Annotated in this window: 18 protein-coding genes; 6 read left to right on the forward strand and 12 right to left on the reverse strand. The window is 71.4% G+C overall.

Annotated elements, in window-relative coordinates:
* Window positions 1-41: 41 nt before the first annotated feature.
* From mfd to ACFVTX_RS03035, 5 genes are read right to left on the reverse strand one after another with little or no spacing between them, the layout of a single operon-like run.
* The gene (gene mfd, locus ACFVTX_RS03015; protein ID WP_386897912.1) at window positions 42-3755 is read right to left on the reverse strand and encodes a transcription-repair coupling factor; all 3714 of its coding nucleotides are present in this window, start codon (window positions 3753-3755) and stop codon (window positions 42-44) included.
* A gap of 31 nt (window positions 3756-3786) precedes the next feature.
* Complete coding sequence (locus tag ACFVTX_RS03020) at window positions 3787-4353, reverse strand: hypothetical protein (RefSeq protein ID WP_386897914.1); 567 nt, start codon at window positions 4351-4353, stop codon at window positions 3787-3789.
* A gap of 2 nt (window positions 4354-4355) precedes the next feature.
* Window positions 4356-4646, reverse strand: coding sequence for a WXG100 family type VII secretion target (locus ACFVTX_RS03025; RefSeq protein WP_386897916.1), 291 nt, complete (start codon window positions 4644-4646; stop codon window positions 4356-4358).
* A gap of 17 nt (window positions 4647-4663) precedes the next feature.
* Window positions 4664-5113, reverse strand: coding sequence for a hypothetical protein (locus ACFVTX_RS03030; RefSeq protein ID WP_386897918.1), 450 nt, complete (start codon window positions 5111-5113; stop codon window positions 4664-4666).
* The gene (locus ACFVTX_RS03035; RefSeq protein WP_386897920.1) at window positions 5113-6348 is read right to left on the reverse strand and encodes a hypothetical protein; all 1236 of its coding nucleotides are present in this window, start codon (window positions 6346-6348) and stop codon (window positions 5113-5115) included. The genes ACFVTX_RS03030 and ACFVTX_RS03035 overlap by 1 nt, the downstream gene beginning before the upstream one ends.
* 113 nt (window positions 6349-6461) lie before the next feature.
* Between ACFVTX_RS03035 and ACFVTX_RS03040 the strand changes: the two genes are divergently transcribed.
* Window positions 6462-7163 (forward strand): RNase H family protein, encoded by a 702-nt coding sequence (locus tag ACFVTX_RS03040; protein ID WP_386897922.1) that lies wholly within the window; start codon window positions 6462-6464, stop codon window positions 7161-7163.
* A gap of 16 nt (window positions 7164-7179) precedes the next feature.
* Here ACFVTX_RS03040 and pth read toward each other — a convergent pair whose 3' ends face one another.
* The 3 genes from pth to ACFVTX_RS03055 form a co-directional block, all read right to left on the reverse strand.
* Window positions 7180-7761, reverse strand: a complete 582-nt coding sequence (gene pth / locus ACFVTX_RS03045; RefSeq protein ID WP_386897924.1) for an aminoacyl-tRNA hydrolase — start codon at window positions 7759-7761, stop codon at window positions 7180-7182.
* Window positions 7762-7915: 154 nt separating this feature from the next.
* The gene (locus ACFVTX_RS03050; protein WP_386897926.1) at window positions 7916-8536 is read right to left on the reverse strand and encodes a 50S ribosomal protein L25/general stress protein Ctc; all 621 of its coding nucleotides are present in this window, start codon (window positions 8534-8536) and stop codon (window positions 7916-7918) included.
* 235 nt (window positions 8537-8771) lie between these two features.
* The gene (locus ACFVTX_RS03055; protein WP_386897928.1) at window positions 8772-9296 is read right to left on the reverse strand and encodes a gluconokinase; all 525 of its coding nucleotides are present in this window, start codon (window positions 9294-9296) and stop codon (window positions 8772-8774) included.
* A 131-nt stretch (window positions 9297-9427) separates the two neighbouring features.
* On the opposite strand from ACFVTX_RS03055, the gene gndA reads away from it, so the two are divergent.
* From gndA to ACFVTX_RS03080, 5 genes are all read left to right on the forward strand, one after another.
* Window positions 9428-10888: an NADP-dependent phosphogluconate dehydrogenase gene (gene gndA / locus ACFVTX_RS03060; protein WP_386897930.1), complete on the forward strand. Its 1461-nt coding sequence runs from the start codon at window positions 9428-9430 to the stop codon at window positions 10886-10888.
* Window positions 10889-11049: 161 nt separating this feature from the next.
* Window positions 11050-11403 (forward strand): YidH family protein, encoded by a 354-nt coding sequence (locus ACFVTX_RS03065; protein ID WP_386897932.1) that lies wholly within the window; start codon window positions 11050-11052, stop codon window positions 11401-11403.
* Between the two features lie 5 nt (window positions 11404-11408).
* Window positions 11409-11750 carry a DUF202 domain-containing protein gene (locus ACFVTX_RS03070; protein ID WP_386897934.1) on the forward strand — a complete coding sequence of 114 codons (342 nt, stop codon included), beginning with the start codon at window positions 11409-11411 and terminating at the stop codon, window positions 11748-11750.
* The gene (locus ACFVTX_RS03075) at window positions 11747-12121 is read left to right on the forward strand and encodes a hypothetical protein (protein ID WP_386897936.1); all 375 of its coding nucleotides are present in this window, start codon (window positions 11747-11749) and stop codon (window positions 12119-12121) included. Before ACFVTX_RS03070 ends, ACFVTX_RS03075 begins: the two co-directional genes overlap by 4 nt.
* A gap of 95 nt (window positions 12122-12216) precedes the next feature.
* Complete coding sequence (locus ACFVTX_RS03080) at window positions 12217-12570, forward strand: VOC family protein (protein WP_386897937.1); 354 nt, start codon at window positions 12217-12219, stop codon at window positions 12568-12570.
* Between the two features lie 19 nt (window positions 12571-12589).
* On the opposite strand, the gene ACFVTX_RS03085 is transcribed toward ACFVTX_RS03080, so the two are convergent.
* Genes ACFVTX_RS03085 through glmU form a run of 4 tightly spaced genes read right to left on the reverse strand, consistent with a single transcriptional unit; the run spans window position 12590 to window position 17311 of the window.
* Window positions 12590-13099: a hypothetical protein gene (locus tag ACFVTX_RS03085; protein ID WP_386897938.1), complete on the reverse strand. Its 510-nt coding sequence runs from the start codon at window positions 13097-13099 to the stop codon at window positions 12590-12592.
* A 13-nt stretch (window positions 13100-13112) separates the two neighbouring features.
* On the reverse strand, window positions 13113-14813 hold the full coding sequence (locus ACFVTX_RS03090) for a long-chain-fatty-acid--CoA ligase (protein ID WP_386897940.1): 1701 nt from the start codon (window positions 14811-14813) through the stop codon (window positions 13113-13115).
* Between the two features lie 9 nt (window positions 14814-14822).
* Window positions 14823-15857, reverse strand: coding sequence for a ribose-phosphate diphosphokinase (locus ACFVTX_RS03095; protein WP_386897942.1), 1035 nt, complete (start codon window positions 15855-15857; stop codon window positions 14823-14825).
* Window positions 15858-15871: 14 nt separating this feature from the next.
* Window positions 15872-17311: a bifunctional UDP-N-acetylglucosamine diphosphorylase/glucosamine-1-phosphate N-acetyltransferase GlmU gene (glmU, locus tag ACFVTX_RS03100; protein ID WP_386897944.1), complete on the reverse strand. Its 1440-nt coding sequence runs from the start codon at window positions 17309-17311 to the stop codon at window positions 15872-15874.
* Window positions 17312-17328 lie beyond the last annotated feature (17 nt).

Consider the following 17328-nt stretch of genomic DNA (forward strand, 5'->3'; position numbering starts at 1 on the left):
TCGGTCCGAACCGGTGGTGATCTCCGAGGTCGTGGCGGAGCTCAGACCGCCGAGACCGGCGGCGCCGCCGTCCCGTCGCTCGGCTCGAAGATGTTCGTGACGAGCCGCGACACCCACTCGATGAGCTCGGCGTCGGGCAGCATCTCGCCGCCCGGCATCGGGAACGGCACGAGGATGACGTCGTTCTGCGCGAAGTGCTTGGCACCCTGGTACATGCGCTCGAGACGCACGCGACGCGAATCGGGGATCTTCGCGGGCGCGATGCGCAGCTTCGACCCGGTCGCGAGCAGGTCGCTGAGCCCCGCGAGCTGCGCCTGCCGGCGCAGGCGCGAGACGGCGATGAGGTGCTGTACCTGTTCGGGCGGGGTGCCGTAGCGGTCGACGAGCTCCTCGATCACCGTGTCGATCTGCTCCGGCTTCGCCGACGGCGCACTCGCGGCCGAGAGCTTCTGGTACGCCTCGAGGCGCAGCCGCTCGCTGTCGACGTACTCCTCGGGGATGTGCGCATCCACCGGGAGCTCGAGGCGCAGCTCGGTCTGCCCCTCGGCGACGTCGCCGCGGAACGCGGACACCGCCTCGCCGATCATCCGCAGGTACAGGTCGAACCCGACGCCCGCGATGTGCCCGGCCTGCTCGGCGCCGAGCAGGTTGCCCGCGCCGCGGATCTCGAGGTCCTTCAAGGCGATCTGCATGCCGCCGCCGAGCTCGTTGTTCGCGGCGATCGTGGAGAGCCGGTCGTGCGCCGTCTCGGAGAGCGGCTTCGCCGGGTCGTAGAGGAAGTACGCGTACGCCCGCTCGCGACCGCGACCGACGCGCCCGCGCAGCTGGTGCAGCTGGCTGAGCCCGTACTTGTCGGCCTTGTCGATGATGATCGTGTTCGCGTTCGAGATGTCGAGGCCCGTCTCGATGATCGTCGTCGAGACGAGCACGTCGAACTTGCGCTCCCAGAAGTCGTTCACGATCTGCTCGAGCACGTGCTCGTTGAGCTGGCCGTGAGCGACGGCGATGCGCGCCTCGGGCACGAGCTCCGCGAGCTGCGCGGCGACCCGGTTGATCGACGAGACCCGGTTGTGCACGAAGAAGACCTGGCCTTCGCGCAGCATCTCGCGACGGATCGCGGCACCCACCTGCTGCTCGGAGTACGGCCCCACGAAGGTGAGGATCGGGTGGCGGTCCTCGGGGGGCGTCGCGAGGGTCGACATCTCGCGGATCCCGGTGACGGCCATCTCGAGGGTGCGCGGAATGGGCGTCGCGCTCATCGCGAGGATGTCGACGTTCGTCTTCAGCTTCTTCAGCGCGTCCTTGTGCTCGACGCCGAACCGCTGCTCTTCGTCGATGATCATGAGGCCGAGGTCTTTGAACTGCACCTTCTCGGTGAGGATGCGGTGGGTTCCGATGACCATGTCGACGGTGCCGTCGGCGAGACCCGCGAGCGTTTCGCGCACCTCCTTGTCGGTCTGGAACCGGCTGAGCGGGCGCACCCGCACCGGGAACCCGGCGAAGCGCTCGCTGAACGTCTCGAGGTGCTGCTTCGCGAGCAGGGTCGTCGGGACGAGCATCGCGGCCTGCTTGCCGTCCTGGATGGCCTTGAACGCGGCACGCACCGCGACCTCGGTCTTGCCGAAGCCGACGTCGCCGGCGAGCAGGCGGTCCATCGGGATGGGCCGCTCCATGTCGGCCTTCACCTCGTCGATGGTCTGCAGCTGGTCGTTCGTCTCGACGAACGGGAACGCCTCCTCGAGCTCCTGCTGCCACGGGGTGTCGGGGCCGAAGGCGTGCCCCTTCGCGGCCATGCGCGCCGAGTAGAGCTTCACGAGCTCGACGGCGATGTCGCGCACCGCCTTGCGGGCCTTGTTCTTCGCCTGCGACCAGTCGCTGCCGCCCATCTTCGACAGCGACGGCGCCTCGCCGCCGACGTACCGCGAGAGCAGGTCGAGCTGGTCGGTCGGCACGAAGAGGCGGTCGCCCGCCTGCCCGCGCTTCGACGCCGCGTACTCGAGCACGAGGTACTCGCGCACCGAGGTGGGCTGCTGCTGGATGCCGGCGGTGCGGCTCGGCCCCTTGGGCCGCGTGCCGGTCGCCACCTCGCGCTGCACCATCTCGACGAACTTGCCGATGCCGTGGGTCTGGTGCACCACGTAGTCGCCGGCCTTGAGCTGGAGCGGGTCGACGACGTTGCGTCGACGCGTCGCGAGCTTCTTGCCCTGCCGCGCGTCGTAGCCGGCGGCACGACCGTAGAACTCGGCCTCGGCGATGAGGCCGAGCTTCGCCTCGGGCACCTCGAAGCCGCGGGCCGCGTCGGCCTGCACGAGGTAGGCGACACCGGCCTCGAACTCGTCGGGCGTCTCGTCGACGATGCGTGCCGCGAGGCCCGCCTCGGCGAGCACGTCGCGGGCGCGCTCGACGAGGCCGTGCCCCGCCGAGGCCATGACGAGCGACCAGCCCTCGCGGAGGCGCTCGCCGACGTGCTCGACCGCGCCCTCGACGTTGCCCTGGAAGCTCGGCATCGCGTTCGCCGCGACCCGCCGGGTGGCTGCGGCCGCACGCGCCGCCTGCTCGGCGGCGTCGCCGGCCACCGCACCGCCCGCGGCTCCGGCCGCAGCGACCACTTCGGCGGCGTCGCCGAGGTCGAAGCTCGAGAAGTTCCACCACACGCGGGCCGGGTCGGGCTCGCCGGGGGCGCTGTAGAGCGTGGCGTCGCGGAGCGCGCGCACGGTGAGGAAGTCGCCCGCCGCGAGGTCGATGGGCGCCTCCGCGCCATGGGTCGCCGCCATCCACGCGGCCGAGAGGAACTCGCGGTTCGTCTCGCCGAGGCTCACGGCGCGGCCCGCGACGCGCTCGGGTTCGAGCACCGCGACCGCCGCGCCCTCTGGCAGGTAGTGGGCGATCGAGACGAGCCGGTCGAGCAGCGCGGGCGCGAGCGACTCCATGCCCTCGACCGGGATGCCCTCGGCGACCTTCTCGAGCAGGGCCGAGAGGCTCGGGAACTCGTGCACCATCTCGCGGGCGCGCTGGCGCACCTGCTCGGTGAGCAGGAGTTCGCGGCTCGGCGAGAGCACGACGCGTTCGACGGGTTCGGGCAGCGAGCGCTGGTCGGCCACCGAGAAGGCGCGCAGCTCTTCGACCTCGTCGCCGAAGAACTCGACGCGCACCGGGTGGTCGGCGGTCGGCGGGAACACGTCGAGGATGCCGCCGCGGACGGCGAACTCGCCGCGTCGGGCGACCATGTCGACCCGCGCGTAGGCGAGGTCGACGAGCTCGACGGCGAGCTTGGAGAGCTCGTGCCCGCGGGCGCCCTGCACGAGCTCGATGGGGGCGCGGTCGGCGAGGTTGTCGGCGAGCGGCTGCAGGGCGGCGCGCACCGAGGCGACGATGACGAGCGGATGCTTCGCGGCCGACGCCGACCACTCGCGCATGCGGCGCAGGGCGTGCAGTCGCCGACCGACCGTCTCGGCGCTCGGCGAGAGGCGCTCGTGCGGCAGCGTCTCCCATGCGGGGAACTCGAGGATCTCGGCGTCGCCCGGCAGATACGGCGCGAGCGAGGCGCGCATCGCCTCGCCCTCGCGGCTCGTCGCGGTGACGACGAGCAGGGCGGGCGGATGCCCCGCCTCGACGCGCCGCGAGAGCAGGCCCGCCAGCAGCGGGGCGTCGAGCCCGGCCGGGGCCGAGAAGTCGGCGCTCAGCAGGGCCTCGGAGAGGGCGCCGTCGATGGTGGAGGCGCGCGAAAGCGCCGTGTTCAGACCCTGCAGATTCACCCGACGAGTCTACGCGCGGCCACCGACACGGTCAGAGGGACCCGAGCAGCTGCGTCGCCTTCTTCCGGGAGACCGGGTTCTGCGGATCGGAGACCCCGGCGATCGGCGCGTCGGCGGAGACGAATGCGTCGGCCTCCTCGGCGACCGTGCGCACCCCCGCGATGGCGGTGCGCACGAGCGGAGCCGCGCCGAAACCCGCCGTGGGGTCGCCCTTGCGCGTGCTCAGCGGCACCACGAAGAGCTCGGTCTGCGCCTCGGGAAGCGCTCGGGCCGCGACGACGACGACCGTCGGCGCGATCGCGCGACGGAGGCCAGGGACGAGGTCGATCGGCACGAAGTCCTCGAGCAGGTCGGCGACGATGCCACGGCGCCACGACTTCCCGCGGTCGCCGATGCGCACCGCCTGCGCCGTCCAGGGCGAGCCCTCGGCGCGCAGGGACGCGTCGAGGTCCTCCTCGCGACGGACGAAGCCTTGAGCGAGCAACTGGTCGACACCGAGCTGCACAGAATCGGCGGGGGTGAACCGCAGCACGAGACGCCGCCCGGTGAGGGCCCCCTGGTGCTGCAGCTCGAGGAAGCGGGCGTCGTCGGCCGACACGCTCACATTCCCCAGAGCGCGCCGACGCGCTCGTCGGCGTTCCGGTAGATCTCGGAGACGTCGGCAGCCGCGGCGGACGTCAGCTCGAGCACCGCGGAGAGGTGGTCGAGCTCGGCGCTCCATGCCGAGTACCGGCTCACGAACGCCTGCTGGGCGGCGCCGTCCCATTGGCCTGCGAGCGCGTTGGCCGAGGTGCGCAGTCGGTCGAGCTGAGCGCTGAGCTCGGCGTGGACGCCGCTCAACGTCGATGCCGAGCCGCTGAGCGTCTCGGGGGTCACACGGAAATCAGACACGGTGCGTTCCCTTCTTCTCAGGCGTTGTCGTCGTGCGCGGTGCGACGGATCGAGCGGAGCGCCTCGGCGATCCGCGCGGCCGCGGCGTCGTGGGCGGCCGCCGACTCCGCCGACGCGTGCGAGACGACGGCCGCGGGGCTCGGCTCCTCGCCGTCGCCCTGCTCGTCGGCCTCGCGCCACTCGTCCGCGAGGTCCTGCATCTGCTGCTGCGAACGGTCGCGCAGCGCGCGCGCCGCCTGCGAGTCGTCGCCGCCGGTGAAGACCGCCTCGAGCGAGGTCTCGCCGAGATCGATCCGCTGCTGCACCCGCTGCCAGTCGGCGCCGAGTTCGCCCTTGCGCGCACGGGCCGCGAGCTGCTCGCGCGCCTCATCGTTCTGCGCGCGTTCGGCCTCGATCTCCGCGTCGAGCTCGGCCTCGGCCTCGGCGAGCCGCTCGAGCGCCTCTCGGAGCATTTCGTTGACGTCCATCACACCCTCGCTGCCGCGCCGCGGGCGAGGCCCTCGGCGAGATCCGCCATCCGGAACGCAGAGTCGGAGAGGTTTGAGATCCCGGAGACCATTCCCGACACGACGTCGTACACGATGTTCACGTACTTGTACGCCTTGAGCACGTCCTGCGTCAGATCGACGAGGCTGATGCCGGCGGTGACCGCCGCGGCCACCCAGCCCGCGATCGGGATCGCGGCCTCGGCGGCGAGGATGAGCAGGCGGTCCTGGATCTTGCGCAGGATCTTGAGGATCAGCTTCGCCGCCTCCTTCGCGGCGATGGCGAGCCCCTTGAGCATCGTCGACACCGTGCCGGCCGGCCCGCTGAGCACGCCGTGCGCCTGCGAGGTGGCGGTCGCGGCGACGAGGAACGCCTCGGACCCCTTGCCCGTCCAGCTCGCCATCGACGGGAGCAGCCCCGCGGCATTCTGCGAGAGGCCGTTGAGCGCGTCGCTCGTGTGCGTCCACGCGAAGGCCCCCTCCTTCATCCGGGTCCAGTTGCCGGTGAAGGGCTTCGTGATCTCCTCGAGCAGCGAGTAGCCGAACAGCTTCTCGAAGATCCAGTCGACGCCGCCGAAGATGACGCCCGCACTCCAGCGGATGTTCTCGATCTCGGGATCGTCGGCGTGCGGCGTGACGAGGAAGGAACGCACGTCGCAGGCCTCCGTCACGTCGCGCGGGCCGGAGAGCCCGTCGCGGACGCGGTCGCCGGCCCGGCTGCCGGTCTCCTGGGCCCACTCCCCTGCGCTGTAGCCGTCCCAGAAGGCCTGGTTGAAGAGATTGCCGTCGGGCTCGCCGTAGCGCGACGGCGCGCCGTTCAGCGGCGCGCCCAGCGTGGGCGAGGCGGGCGGGGCGTAGGGCGACGGGTTCAGCCCGAGCTGGCGGGCGACCGCGCCGATGCGGTCATGCGCCTCGCGCTCGGCCGAGACGTAGCTCTCGCGGGTCTGCCCCATGCGCGAGGCGCCCTCGTCGAAGACCCGCGCCGAGAGGTCGAGCGCCTGGTCCGCGACGTCGAGGAGCGCGTCGTTGATCGGGAGGAGCATCTGCAGGATGAGCCCCATGTCGCCCGCGTCGAGTGTCGCGTATTGGCGGAGGTGCTGCTTGACGGCGCGACTGTGGTCGCCCTGCCGCTCGAGCACCTGCTCCGCCAGGGCAAGATTGTTGAAGTCGACCTCGATGGCACCCACCTCTTCCGCAGCCGTGCGCTTCTCGCGCACGAGTCACCCTACCTGCTGCTTCGTCGCTCTCGAATGCGGGTTCCACCATTCGGCGGGCCTGCGTCAGTGCACGCCGATAGCATTGGCGCCGCACGCGAAACGCAGGAGGACGCATGATCATCGCCGCCGCAGACGGCTCGGCCCTCGGCAACCCCGGCCCGGCGGGCTGGGCCTGGTACGTCGACGACGAGCGCTGGGCCGCCGGCGGGTGGAAGCACAGCACCAACAACGTCGGCGAGCTCACCGCAGTGCTCGAGCTGTTCCGCGCGACCGCGCACCTCGACGACGAGCTGCTCGTGCAGTGCGACAGCCAGTACGTCATCAACTCGGTGACGAAGTGGATGCCCGGATGGAAGCGCAAGGGCTGGCGCAAGGCCGACGGCAAGCCCGTCATGAACGTCGAGATCCTGAAGGAGCTCGACGCCGAACTCGTCGGTCGCCGCTACCGCTTCGAATGGGTGAAGGGCCACGTCGGCCACCCGATGAACGAGGCCGCCGACGAGCGCGCGCGGGCGGCCGCCGAGGCGTTCAAGAGCGGGCGGCCCGTGCCCTCGGGCCCCGGCTGGTCGGACGGCGGCGAGCGCGTGGCATCCGGCCCTGAAATCGACGAAGCGGTCGACGAGATCGACGACACCGCCGACGATGCGGTGAGCGACGCCGACGAGGTGCCCGCGACGCTCTTCGACCTCGACGAGGCGCCCGACGCGTGGCAGACCCTCACGGTAGAACTCTCGACCGAGGAGCACGAACGCCTCGTGCAGCGGGCGCGCGCCGAAGGGGTCTCGCCCGAGGAGTTCCTCCGCGGGCTGATCTGACGGTCGCGCCCCGCGCTCAGGCCGGCGAGTGGAACCGCTGCTGCGCGGCGACGAGCCCGTCGGAGGCGATCGCCTCGACCGCGTCGGCAGCCTCGCCGATGAGGATGCCGAGCGTCTGCCGTTCGGTGCCCGAGAAGTCCTTGAGCACGAAGTCGGCCGGGTCCTGGCGGCCGGGCGGGCGTCCGACGCCGACGCGCACCCTGAGGTAGTCGGGGCCGAGCGCCTTCGAGATGTCGCGCAGCCCGTTGTGGCCGCCGTGACCGCCGCCCTGCTTGAGCTTCACGGTGTCGAACGGCAGGTCGAGTTCGTCGTGCACGACGATGAGCCGCTCGGGCGGGATCCCGTAGAACTTCACGAGCGCCGAGACCGGACCGCCCGAGGTGTTCATGTACGAGTTCGGCTTCGCGATGACGAGCTTCGGCGCGCCGGGGCGCACGAAGCCCTCGGCGACGCGCGACGGCGTCTTGTGGCTCTTGAAGGCGGCGCCGACGCGCGAGGCGAGTTCGTCGGCGACCATCTGGCCGACGTTGTGGCGGTTGCCGGCGTACTGCGCCCCGGGGTTGCCGAGGCCGACGACGAGCCAGGTGTTCGCGGCCACGATGGGTTCCTTCCGGGGGCGCAGGCGGTCGAGGAGTCCGATGATCGTCTCCGTTCGCGAGATTCGAGAGAGCGTGCCGGTGACAGCACGAGGGCCTGCGGCCCGCTCCGAGCGTACCCGGAGCGGCGCCGCAGGCCCCTGCGAAGCGGTGTGCTTACTCGGCCGACTCGGCCGCGGCCTCTTCGGCCGGAGCCTCTTCGGCCTCGGCGGCCTCGGCGGTCTCGCCGAGGTCGACCTTCTGCGGGGTGTGCACGTTCACGACGAGCGCGTCGGCGTCGCTGAGGAGCGTCGCGCCCTTGGGCAGCTCGACGTCCTTCGCGTGGATCTGGGTGCCCTCTTCGAGGCCCTCGACCGACACGACCACGTTCTCGGGGATGTGGGTCGCCTCGACCTCGAGCGAGAGGGTGTGGGCGTCGAGGTCGGCGATGGTGCCGGCGGCGGGCTCGCCCTCGACGTGCACGGGAACCTCGACCTGGACCTTCTCGCCCTTCTTGACGACGATAAGGTCGAGGTGCTCGATGATCTGGTGCACCGGGTCCTTCTGGACGTCCTTGACGAGGACGAGCTGGCTCTTGCCGCCGATCTGGAGGTCGAGCACGGCGTTCGCCTTGCGGATGAGGAGGCCCACCTGGTGCGCGGGCACGGTGACGTGCTGCGGCTCGGTGCCGTGGCCGTAGATCACGGCGGGGATGCTGCCGGCGGCGCGGATCTTGCGCGCTGCGCCCTTGCCGAAGCTCTCGCGGGCTTCTGCGATGACCTTGTTGTCGTCGTCCATGATGTCTCCTAGATAAAGCGGGCGCACGGCCCAGATCGTGTGTCTGTCGTTTCGACTCGAACGCGCGCAGTGACCTGCGCAGAGCGTGAGGAAAAGCCGTGGAGCCTGCTCCTACCGCGTCGATCACGGATGCCTCGCCGACCGTTCGCACGGGCGGCGGAGCGTCCCTCGCCGAAGTCCAATCGCCTAGTCTACCCGAACCCCGCTGCGCGGCCGATTCGACGGTTCGGCCCGCTCAGTCGAGGCCGGTCAGGCCGAGCGCGGTGCGCACGTCCTCGACGAGTTCGGGCGGGCTGCGGCGCACGTCGATCACGATGCCGCGCTCGTCGTCGCCGAGGGGTTCGAGCGCGTCGAACTGCGAGGCGAGCAGGCTCGCGGGCATGAACTCGTGGGTGCGGGCGCGCTGGCGCTCGGCGATGAGCTCCGTCCCTCCGGCGAGGTGCACGAACACGATGTCGGGCGCATGCACCGCGAGCCGCTCGCGATAACGCCGCCTGAGGGCCGAGCACGCGACGACGATCGGGACCCCCGCATCGAGCTCGGCGCCGATGCGCAGGCCGATGCGGTCGAGCCACGGCGCGCGATCCTCGTCGTCGAGCGGGCGCCCCTCGGCCATCTTCCGCCGGTTCGCGGGCGGGTGCAGGTCGTCCCCGTCGACGAACGGCACGCCGAAGGCCTCGGCGAGCGCGGCGCCGACGGTCGACTTGCCCGAGCCCGAGACGCCCATCACGACGAGCGGAGTTCGCAGGACCTCGGTCACGCAGCGAAACTATCGCATGCGACCCGCACCGGGATCCCGTTCGCCGCTCCTCACCGCAACACCGTGCAACCGTGAGGCGCGCTCACAGTACGCTGGAACGGACCCCACCCCTTTTCTTCGAGGAGAGTTACGTGCCTGTCACCCCATCAGCAAACATCGGCGTCGTCGGACTCGCGGTCATGGGGTCGAACCTCGCCCGCAACCTCGCCAGCCGCGAGGGCAACACCGTCGCCGTGTTCAACCGCTCCCCCGAGCGCACGCGCACCCTCGTGACCGAGCACCCCGAGGCCGGCTTCGTCGCGAGCGAGTCGTACGACGACTTCGTCGCCTCGCTGCAGAAGCCGCGCACCGCGATCATCATGGTGCAGGCGGGCAAGGGCACCGACGCCGTCATCTCCGAACTGGCGAGCCGCTTCGAACCGGGCGACATCATCGTCGACGGCGGCAACGCGAACTTCCACGACACCATCCGCCGCGAGGGCGAGATCTCGCCCACCGGCATCCACTTCGTCGGCACCGGCATCTCGGGCGGCGAGGAGGGCGCCCTCAACGGCCCCTCGATCATGCCCGGCGGCACCGCCGAGTCGTACGAGACCCTCGGCCCGATCCTCGCCTCGATCGCGGCCCGCGCGCCCGAGGACGACGCCCCCTGCGTCACCCACGTCGGCACCGACGGCGCCGGCCACTTCGTCAAGATGGTGCACAACGGCATCGAGTACGCCGACATGCAGCTCATCGCCGAGGCGTACGACCTCATCCGCCAGGGCACCGGCAAGTCGCCCGCCGAGATCGCCGACATCTTCGCCGAGTGGAACACCGGCGAGCTCGAGAGCTACCTCATCGAGATCACCGCCGAGGTGCTCCGCCAGGTGGATGCCACGACGGGCGAGCCGCTCGTCGACGTCATCCTCGACTCGGCCGGCGCCAAGGGCACGGGTGCGTGGACGGTGCAGAACGCCCTCGACCTCGGCGTGCCCGTCTCCGGCATCGCCGAGGCCGTGTTCGCCCGCAGCCTGTCGTCGCAGCGCGGCCAGCGCGCCGCCGCGGCGGGCCTCCCCGGCCCCTCGGGCGAGTTCGCAGTGGCCGACCCCGACGCCTTCATCGACGACGTGCGCCAGGCGCTCTACGCCTCGAAGATCATCGCGTACTCGCAGGGCTTCGACGAGATCATCGCGGGCGCCGCGCAGTTCGGCTGGGACGTCAAGAAGGGCGACATCGCCCGCATCTGGCGCGCCGGCTGCATCATCCGCGCCCGCTTCCTCAACCGCATCGCCGAGGCGTACGCCGAGAACCCCGAGCTCGTGGCCCTCGTCGTCGCGCCGTACTTCGCCGACGCCGTCACCGGCGCGCAGGAGGCGTGGCGCCGGGTCGTGGTCGCGGCGGCGCAGTCGGGCATCCCCGCCCCGGCTTTCAGCTCCTCGCTCGCGTACTACGACGGCCTGCGCGCCCCGCGTCTGCCTGCCGCCCTCGTGCAGGGCCAGCGCGACTTCTTCGGTGCGCACACCTACCAGCGCGTCGACAAGCCGGGCGTCTTCCACACGCTCTGGTCGGGCGACCGCAGCGAGATCGAGACGACGCCCTCGTCGCACTGACGTCCCGCGTCGGGGCGACCACACACCTCGACGATCCCACGTGCCGGGCCCGGCGCGGCCGAGCGCCGCGCCGGGCCCGCGCTCGTTCGGTCCTGTGCGCGTTCGCCGGGCCCGCCCTGGTCCGGGCGCGCGCCCGCTAGGCTCGGCGGAGGAGGTGCGCGATGCCCGAACCGAAGTGGCGCCAGGAGGGCGAGGACCCCGACTACCGATTCACGCTCGCGAACGAACGCACCTTCCTCGCCTGGATCCGCACCGCCCTCGCGCTCCTCGCCGGCGGCGTGCTGCTGCACCAGTTCGCCACCGCGCTCGACCCGCGCCTCGTCGTCACCGTGCTCTCGGTCGGCCTCGGGCTCTTCGCCGCGATCCTCAGCCTCGTCTCGTACACGCGCTGGCGGGCGAACGAGATCGCGATCCGGCACGGGCGCCCGCTGCCCTACAGCTGGGTGCTGCCGATGCTCGCCGCGATCTGCCTCGTCGTGAGCGCCGTGCTCACCGTGCTCCTCCTCACCACCTGAGCGTCATGGCGCCGCACATCATCCCCGCGACGGGCGATCCCGGGCTCCAGCCCGAGCGCACCGCGCTGTCGTGGAACCGCACGGCCTTCGCGATCGCCGTGAACGCGCTGCTGTCGCTGCGCATGGGCCTCGTGTCGAGCGAGCCGTGGCTCGTCGCGATCGGCGCCCTGCTGCTCGCCGCGGCGGGCGCGGTCGTCGTGATCGCCGTCGTGCGCCGTCGGCAGCTCTCGGGGACGCACCTCGTGATCACCGCGCCCCGCGCCGCCTTCATCGGGGTCGCCCTCACGACCTTCGTCGCGAGCGTCGGCGGCATCGCCTCGGTCCTCATCGGAGGTTCGTTCGCATGAGCGACGAACTGCGCGGCCTCGACGACCCGCCCGACGACGGCTCGCGCGACGAGGGCCCCGTGTACGGCGCCCGGCGCCGCCGGGTGCTGCGGGTCACCGTGCTGGTCGCCCTCGCCGCCCTGGTGCTGCCGCTCGTGCTCTCGGTCTGGGGGCAGGCCCAGTCGGCGGCGGCGCGAGCCTGCGCGGTGTACGTCGAACGGTTCTCGGCCGATGCCGTGGGCTCGCGGGTCTCGCTCGATCTCTTCGCCGAGGGCGGCCCGGGCTGGGTGTGCTCGGCGGTCTCCCCCGGCGGCACCGAGACCCCGCTCGCGAACCTCGGCCTCCTGCCGGGCGCGGCCCGCCCGATCGGCCCCGACGAACAGCCCACCTGAGCAGCACCCCGAGCGACCCCGACGGCGTCGCTACGGGGCTCGACGGAGGCTGCTCCTTCGAACTATCTTGATCTCGAGAGAGTTCGGAGGCCCGCATGCTGCATCACGTCCAACTCGCCTGTCCGCCCGGCCGCGAGGCCGCGCTCCGCGACTTCTACACCGGAGTGCTCGGCTTCGCCGAACTCGAGAAGCCGCCGGCGCTCGCGTCACGAGGCGGCTGCTGGTTCCGCGGCCACGGCATCGAGCTGCACCTCGGGGTCGACCCCGAGTTCGCCCCGGCGAAGAAGGCGCATCCGGGCCTCCTCGTCGCGGGGCTCGACGCGTGGGCGGACCGACTCCATGACGCGGGATACCCCGTGCACTTCGACGACGGCTTCCCGGGGATGCGCCGTTTCTACAGCGAGGACTGCCACGGCAACCGGCTCGAGTTCCTCGAGCCGATCGAGTGAGGCACCGGCGCGCCGCGCTTCACCCGGCGTCGGGTTCGTCGGGGAACACCCGCTTGTACTTCCGCCCGTCGGCGAGCTCGACGGTCTCGGCCCGCAGCAGCCCGCGGTTCACCCGCTGGTAGATCGCATTCGCCGTCACCCCGAAGCGCGCTGCGGCCTCGGCGACCGAGAGGCCCGGAAGATCGGTCGGCGCGCTCGACGGCCGCTCGCGCTTGCGCTTGCGGCTCGCCTCCTGTCGTTCGACGATCGCCGAGTCGTCGCCCGCCCAGCGGTACTTCGCCGCCGAGGGGCTGAGGCCTGCGGCCTCGCCGATCTCGTCCCACGAGGCGCCGCCGGCGAGCGCGTCGCGTGCGGCGGCGAGCACGGCCGGGTCGGCTTCGAGGGCGGCCACGAGCGCGCGGATGCCACGGAGCCGCTCGAGCGGCGAAGCATCCGTGTCGTCGCCCGCATCACCGGCGCCCGAGGCGAGCGCCTCGAGCGCGACGAGCTCTGCGAGCGCCCTCGCGCTCTCGTCGGAGAGGAACGACACGGCGACGGCCCGCTCAGCCGTTCAGCAGGCCGTTGCGCACCTCGCGGCGCAGCACCTTGCCGATGAGCGACCGCGGCAGGTCGTCGGCCGGGAGGATGCGCTTGGGCACCTTGTACGGCGTCAGGCCGTCGCGGACGAAGTCGCGGATCGCCTTCTCGTCGAAGTCGGCGCCGTCGCGGAGCACGACCACGGCCACGACCTCTTCGCCCGAGTGCTCGTCGGGGAGACCCACGACCGCGGCGTCCTCGACGTCGGGGTGCGAGCGCAGCGCCTCCTCGACCTCGCTCGGTGCGACGTTGAAGCCGCCCGTGATGATGAGCTCCTTGATGCGGTCGACGATGCGCACGAAGCCCTCGTCGTCGATCGAGACGATGTCGCCCGTGCGGAACCAGCGCTGGCCGCCCTCGGGGTCGTCGACGAAGACCGCCTCGGTCTCTTCGGGCTTCTGCCAGTAACCGGAGAACACCTGCGGGCCGCGCACGACGAGCTCTCCCTCGGTACCCGGCGCGACGTCGACCATCGGGTTCTCGGGGTCGACGACGCGGCACTCGGTCGACGGCAGCGGCAGGCCGACCGTGCCGGCCTTGCGATTCGGTGCGACCGGGTTCGCCATGAGCACCGGCGAGCACTCCGAGAGGCCGTAGCCTTCGACGAGGTAGCCGCCCGTCGCCTGCTCCCAGGGGTCGACGACCTCGGCAGAGAGGGGCATCGCGCCCGAGATGGCGATCTGGATGCCCTCGAGCGACACCCCCGCGGCGGCGGCCGACTTCGTGAGTCGGTCGTAGATCGGCGGCACCGCAGGCAGGAACGTCGCCGGGCGCTTCTTCACGACCTTCAGCACGAGGTCGGGGTCGAACTTCGGGAACAGCACGAGGCGGGCGCCCATGCTCATCGCGAAGGTGAGGCACAGGGTCAGCCCGTAGGCGTGGAACATCGGCAGCACCGCGTACACGACCGAGGTGCCGCGCGGCACGTCGGGCACCCAGGCGCGCGACTGGGCCGCGTTCACCAGCAGGTTCGCGTGCGTGAGGGTCGCACCCTTCGGGCTGCCCGTCGTGCCGCTCGTGTACTGGATGAGGGCGACGTCGTCGACCGTCGGCGCGATGATGTGCGGGTCGATCGGCTGCGAGCCGGTGAGCTCGGGCCAGCGCACGGTGCCGCGCACCTTCGTCGTGAGCGCCGCCCGCGACTCGCGCGCCTTCGGGATCGGGAGGCGCAGGAGCGCGCGCGTGAGGAACGGCATCGCCCGGGTCACGTCGACCGAGACGATGTGCGCCACGGCGACATCGGCCGGGAACGCCTGGATCGTCTCGACGACCTTGTCCCAGGCGATCACGACCCGCGCGCCGTGGTCCTCGAACTGGTGGCGGAGCTCCCGCGGCGTGTACAGCGGGTTGTGCTCGACGACGATCGCGCCGAGCCGCAGCACCGCGTAGAACGCGACGATGTGCTGCGGGCAGTTCGGCAGCACGAGCGCGACGGGGTCGCCCTTCTGCACGCCGAGCAGGCGCAGCCCCTCTGCGACGCGCTCGATCTCGTCGCCGAGCTCCCGGAACGTCATCGTGCGCTCGAAGAACTCGAGCGCGACGTTGTCGGGGTACTGCTCGACCGAGGAGCGGATCAGGTCATACAGCGACCCCTCGGGCCCCTCGATGTCATCGGGAACCCCCGCGGCGTAGCTCGCGAGCCAGGGCCGGGGCGTCGTGATCGCCATCAGCCGGGCCTACGCCTCGCCGTTGAACATGCTCGTCACCGAGCCGTCCTCGAAGACCTCGCGGATCGCGCGACCGAGCAACGGCGCGATCGGCAGGATCGTGAGCCCGTCCCACTGCTTCTCGGGCGGCAGCGGGATCGTGTCGGTCACCACGACCTGATCGATCGCCTCGTCCTGGAGGCGCTCGGCGGCCGGGTCGCTGAAGATCGGGTGGGTCGCGGCGACGATGACCTTCTCGGCCCCGCTCGCCTTGAGCGCCTGCGCGGCCTTCACGATCGTGCCGCCCGTGTCGATCATGTCGTCGACGAGCAGGCACACACGGCCCGCGACGTTGCCGACGATCTCGTGCACGGTCACCTGGTTCGCGACCTTCGGATCGCGGCGCTTGTGGATGATCGCGAGCGGCGCGCCGAGGTCGTCGGCCCAGGTGTCGGCGACGCGCACGCGGCCCATGTCGGGCGAGACGACCGTGAGCTTCTCGCGGTCGTCGGCCGACAGGCTCTCCTGGAAGTGGCGCAGCAGCACGGGCTTCGCGAAGAGGTGGTCGACGGGGCCGTCGAAGAAGCCCTGGATCTGCGCGGCGTGCAGGTCGACGCTCATGATGCGGTCGGCGCCGGCCGTCTTCAGCAGGTCGGCGACGAGGCGCGCCGAGATGGGCTCGCGGCCGCGGCCCTTCTTGTCTTGCCTGGAGTACGGGAAGTACGGGGCGACGACGGTGACGCGCTTCGCCGAAGCGCGCTTGAGCGCATCGAGCATGATGAGCAGCTCCATGAGCCACTCGTTGACGGGCGGGCCGAACGACTGCACGACGAACACGTCGCAGCCGCGCACCGAGACCTCGAACCGGGTGTAGATCTCACCGCTCGCGAAGGTGCGGTGCTCGGTCGGTGCGAGTTCGGTGCCGAGCACTGCGGCGACCTGCCCCGCGAGCGCGGGATCGCTGCGGCCCGTGACGACCACGAGACGCTTCTTGGTCTTGGCCTGCAGGCCGGGTGCGATGTTGTTCTCCAGGTCGAGATCGACGACCTTCTTCTTGCGCCCCATTGTTCGCCTTCTGCTCACTTGCCTCGTTCGCCGGACCGCGCCTCGGCGGCGACACGTGCCGCCTCCGTACCGGGTCGATGTTCTTCGACCCACCCCTCGATGTTGCGCTGAGGGGCGACGCTGAGTGCCAGTGCTCCGGCGGGGACGTCCTTCCGGACGATCGCACCGGCGCCGGTCTTCGCTCCGGCACCAAGCCTAACGGGCGCGACGAGCACGGTGTGCGAACTCGTGTGCACCTGATCGGCGATCTCGGTGCGGTGCTTGTCGACGTCGTCGTAGTTCGCGGTGATGGTGCCCGCGCCGAGGTTCACTCCGCGCCCGATGACGGCATCGCCGACGTACGAGAGGTGAGGGACCTTGCTCCCCTCGCCGATCCGCGTGTTCTTCGACTCGACGAACGCGCCGATCTTGCCGTCGGCGCCGAGCACGGTGCCCGGGCGGAGGAACGAGAACGGGCCGACCGTGGCGCCCGCGCCGATGACGGCGAGCGTGGCGTCGGTGCGACGCACGTCGGCGTTCTCGCCGACCTCGCAGTCGACGAGGGTCGTGTCGGGGCCGACCGTGGCGCCGGTCGCGATGACCGTGGCGCCCTTCAGCTGCGTGCCCGGGCGGATGGTCACGTCGGGCTCGATCTTCACCGCGAGATCGATCCAGGTCGTCGCCGGGTCCTCGACGGTCACCCCGGCGAGCTGCCAGCCGCGCACGATGAGCGCGTTCAGGCGGGCGGCCGCCTCGGAGAGCTGCGCGCGGTCGTTGACGCCCGCGACAAGCCACGGCTCGGCGACCGGGACGGCCTCGACCTCGGAGCCGGCCGCGCGGAGCAGACCGATCACGTCGGTGAGGTACTTCTCGCCCTGCGCGTTGTCGGTCGTGAGGTTCGCGAGCTGGTCGCGGAGGGCAGCCGCGCCGAAGGCGTAGATGCCGGCGTTGATCTCGGCGATGGCCCGCTCGTCGGCCGTGGCATCCTTCTGCTCGACGATGCGGTCGAATGCGCCCGCCTCGCTGCGCACGATGCGGCCGTAGCCCGACGGGTCGTCGTAGATGGCCGAGAGCACCGAGGCGGCGGAGTGGGTACCGCGGTGGCGGCCGAGGAACTCGGCGAGGGTGTCGGCGTCGAGGAGCGGCACATCGCCGTTGAGGACGAGCACGTCGCCGTCGAACCCCTCGGGGAGCGCGGCGATCGCGAGCTCGACCGCACGGCCGGTGCCGTCGATCTCGTCCTGGTCGACGAGCACGGTGCCCGGAAACCCGGTCTCGATCGCCGAGGCGACCCGCTCGCGCTCGTGGCGCACTACCGCGATGACGTGCGCGGCGTCGAGCGCGCGCGCCGTGGCGAGCACGTGGCCGACGATGGGAGCCCCGGCGAGCGGGTGCAGCATCTTCGGCAGCGAGGACTTCATGCGGGTGCCCTGGCCAGCGGCGAGGACGATGATCGCGAGATTCTGGTCGGTCATGCGGCTTCCTGTGGTTG

The organism is Agromyces sp. NPDC058136 (assembly GCF_042884375.1).
In the GTDB taxonomy this organism is placed as follows: Bacteria; Actinomycetota; Actinomycetes; order Actinomycetales; family Microbacteriaceae; genus Agromyces.

What these genes read in the sequence shown, in the direction of transcription:
- ACFVTX_RS03070 (WP_386897934.1), top strand. Translation starts at nt 11,409, where the DNA reads ATGGCGCCGCACATCATCCCCGCGACGGGCGATCCCGGGCTCCAGCCC.
- ACFVTX_RS03075 (WP_386897936.1), top strand. Translation starts at nt 11,747, where the DNA reads ATGAGCGACGAACTGCGCGGCCTCGACGACCCGCCCGACGACGGCTCG.
- ACFVTX_RS03040 (WP_386897922.1), top strand. Translation starts at nt 6,462, where the DNA reads ATGATCATCGCCGCCGCAGACGGCTCGGCCCTCGGCAACCCCGGCCCG.
- ACFVTX_RS03090 (WP_386897940.1), bottom strand. Translation starts at nt 14,813, where the DNA reads ATGGCGATCACGACGCCCCGGCCCTGGCTCGCGAGCTACGCCGCGGGG.
- ACFVTX_RS03065 (WP_386897932.1), top strand. Translation starts at nt 11,050, where the DNA reads ATGCCCGAACCGAAGTGGCGCCAGGAGGGCGAGGACCCCGACTACCGA.
- ACFVTX_RS03050 (WP_386897926.1), bottom strand. Translation starts at nt 8,536, where the DNA reads ATGGACGACGACAACAAGGTCATCGCAGAAGCCCGCGAGAGCTTCGGC.
- ACFVTX_RS03080 (WP_386897937.1), top strand. Translation starts at nt 12,217, where the DNA reads ATGCTGCATCACGTCCAACTCGCCTGTCCGCCCGGCCGCGAGGCCGCG.
- glmU (WP_386897944.1), bottom strand. Translation starts at nt 17,311, where the DNA reads ATGACCGACCAGAATCTCGCGATCATCGTCCTCGCCGCTGGCCAGGGC.
- ACFVTX_RS03095 (WP_386897942.1), bottom strand. Translation starts at nt 15,857, where the DNA reads ATGGGGCGCAAGAAGAAGGTCGTCGATCTCGACCTGGAGAACAACATC.
- ACFVTX_RS03030 (WP_386897918.1), bottom strand. Translation starts at nt 5,113, where the DNA reads ATGGACGTCAACGAAATGCTCCGAGAGGCGCTCGAGCGGCTCGCCGAG.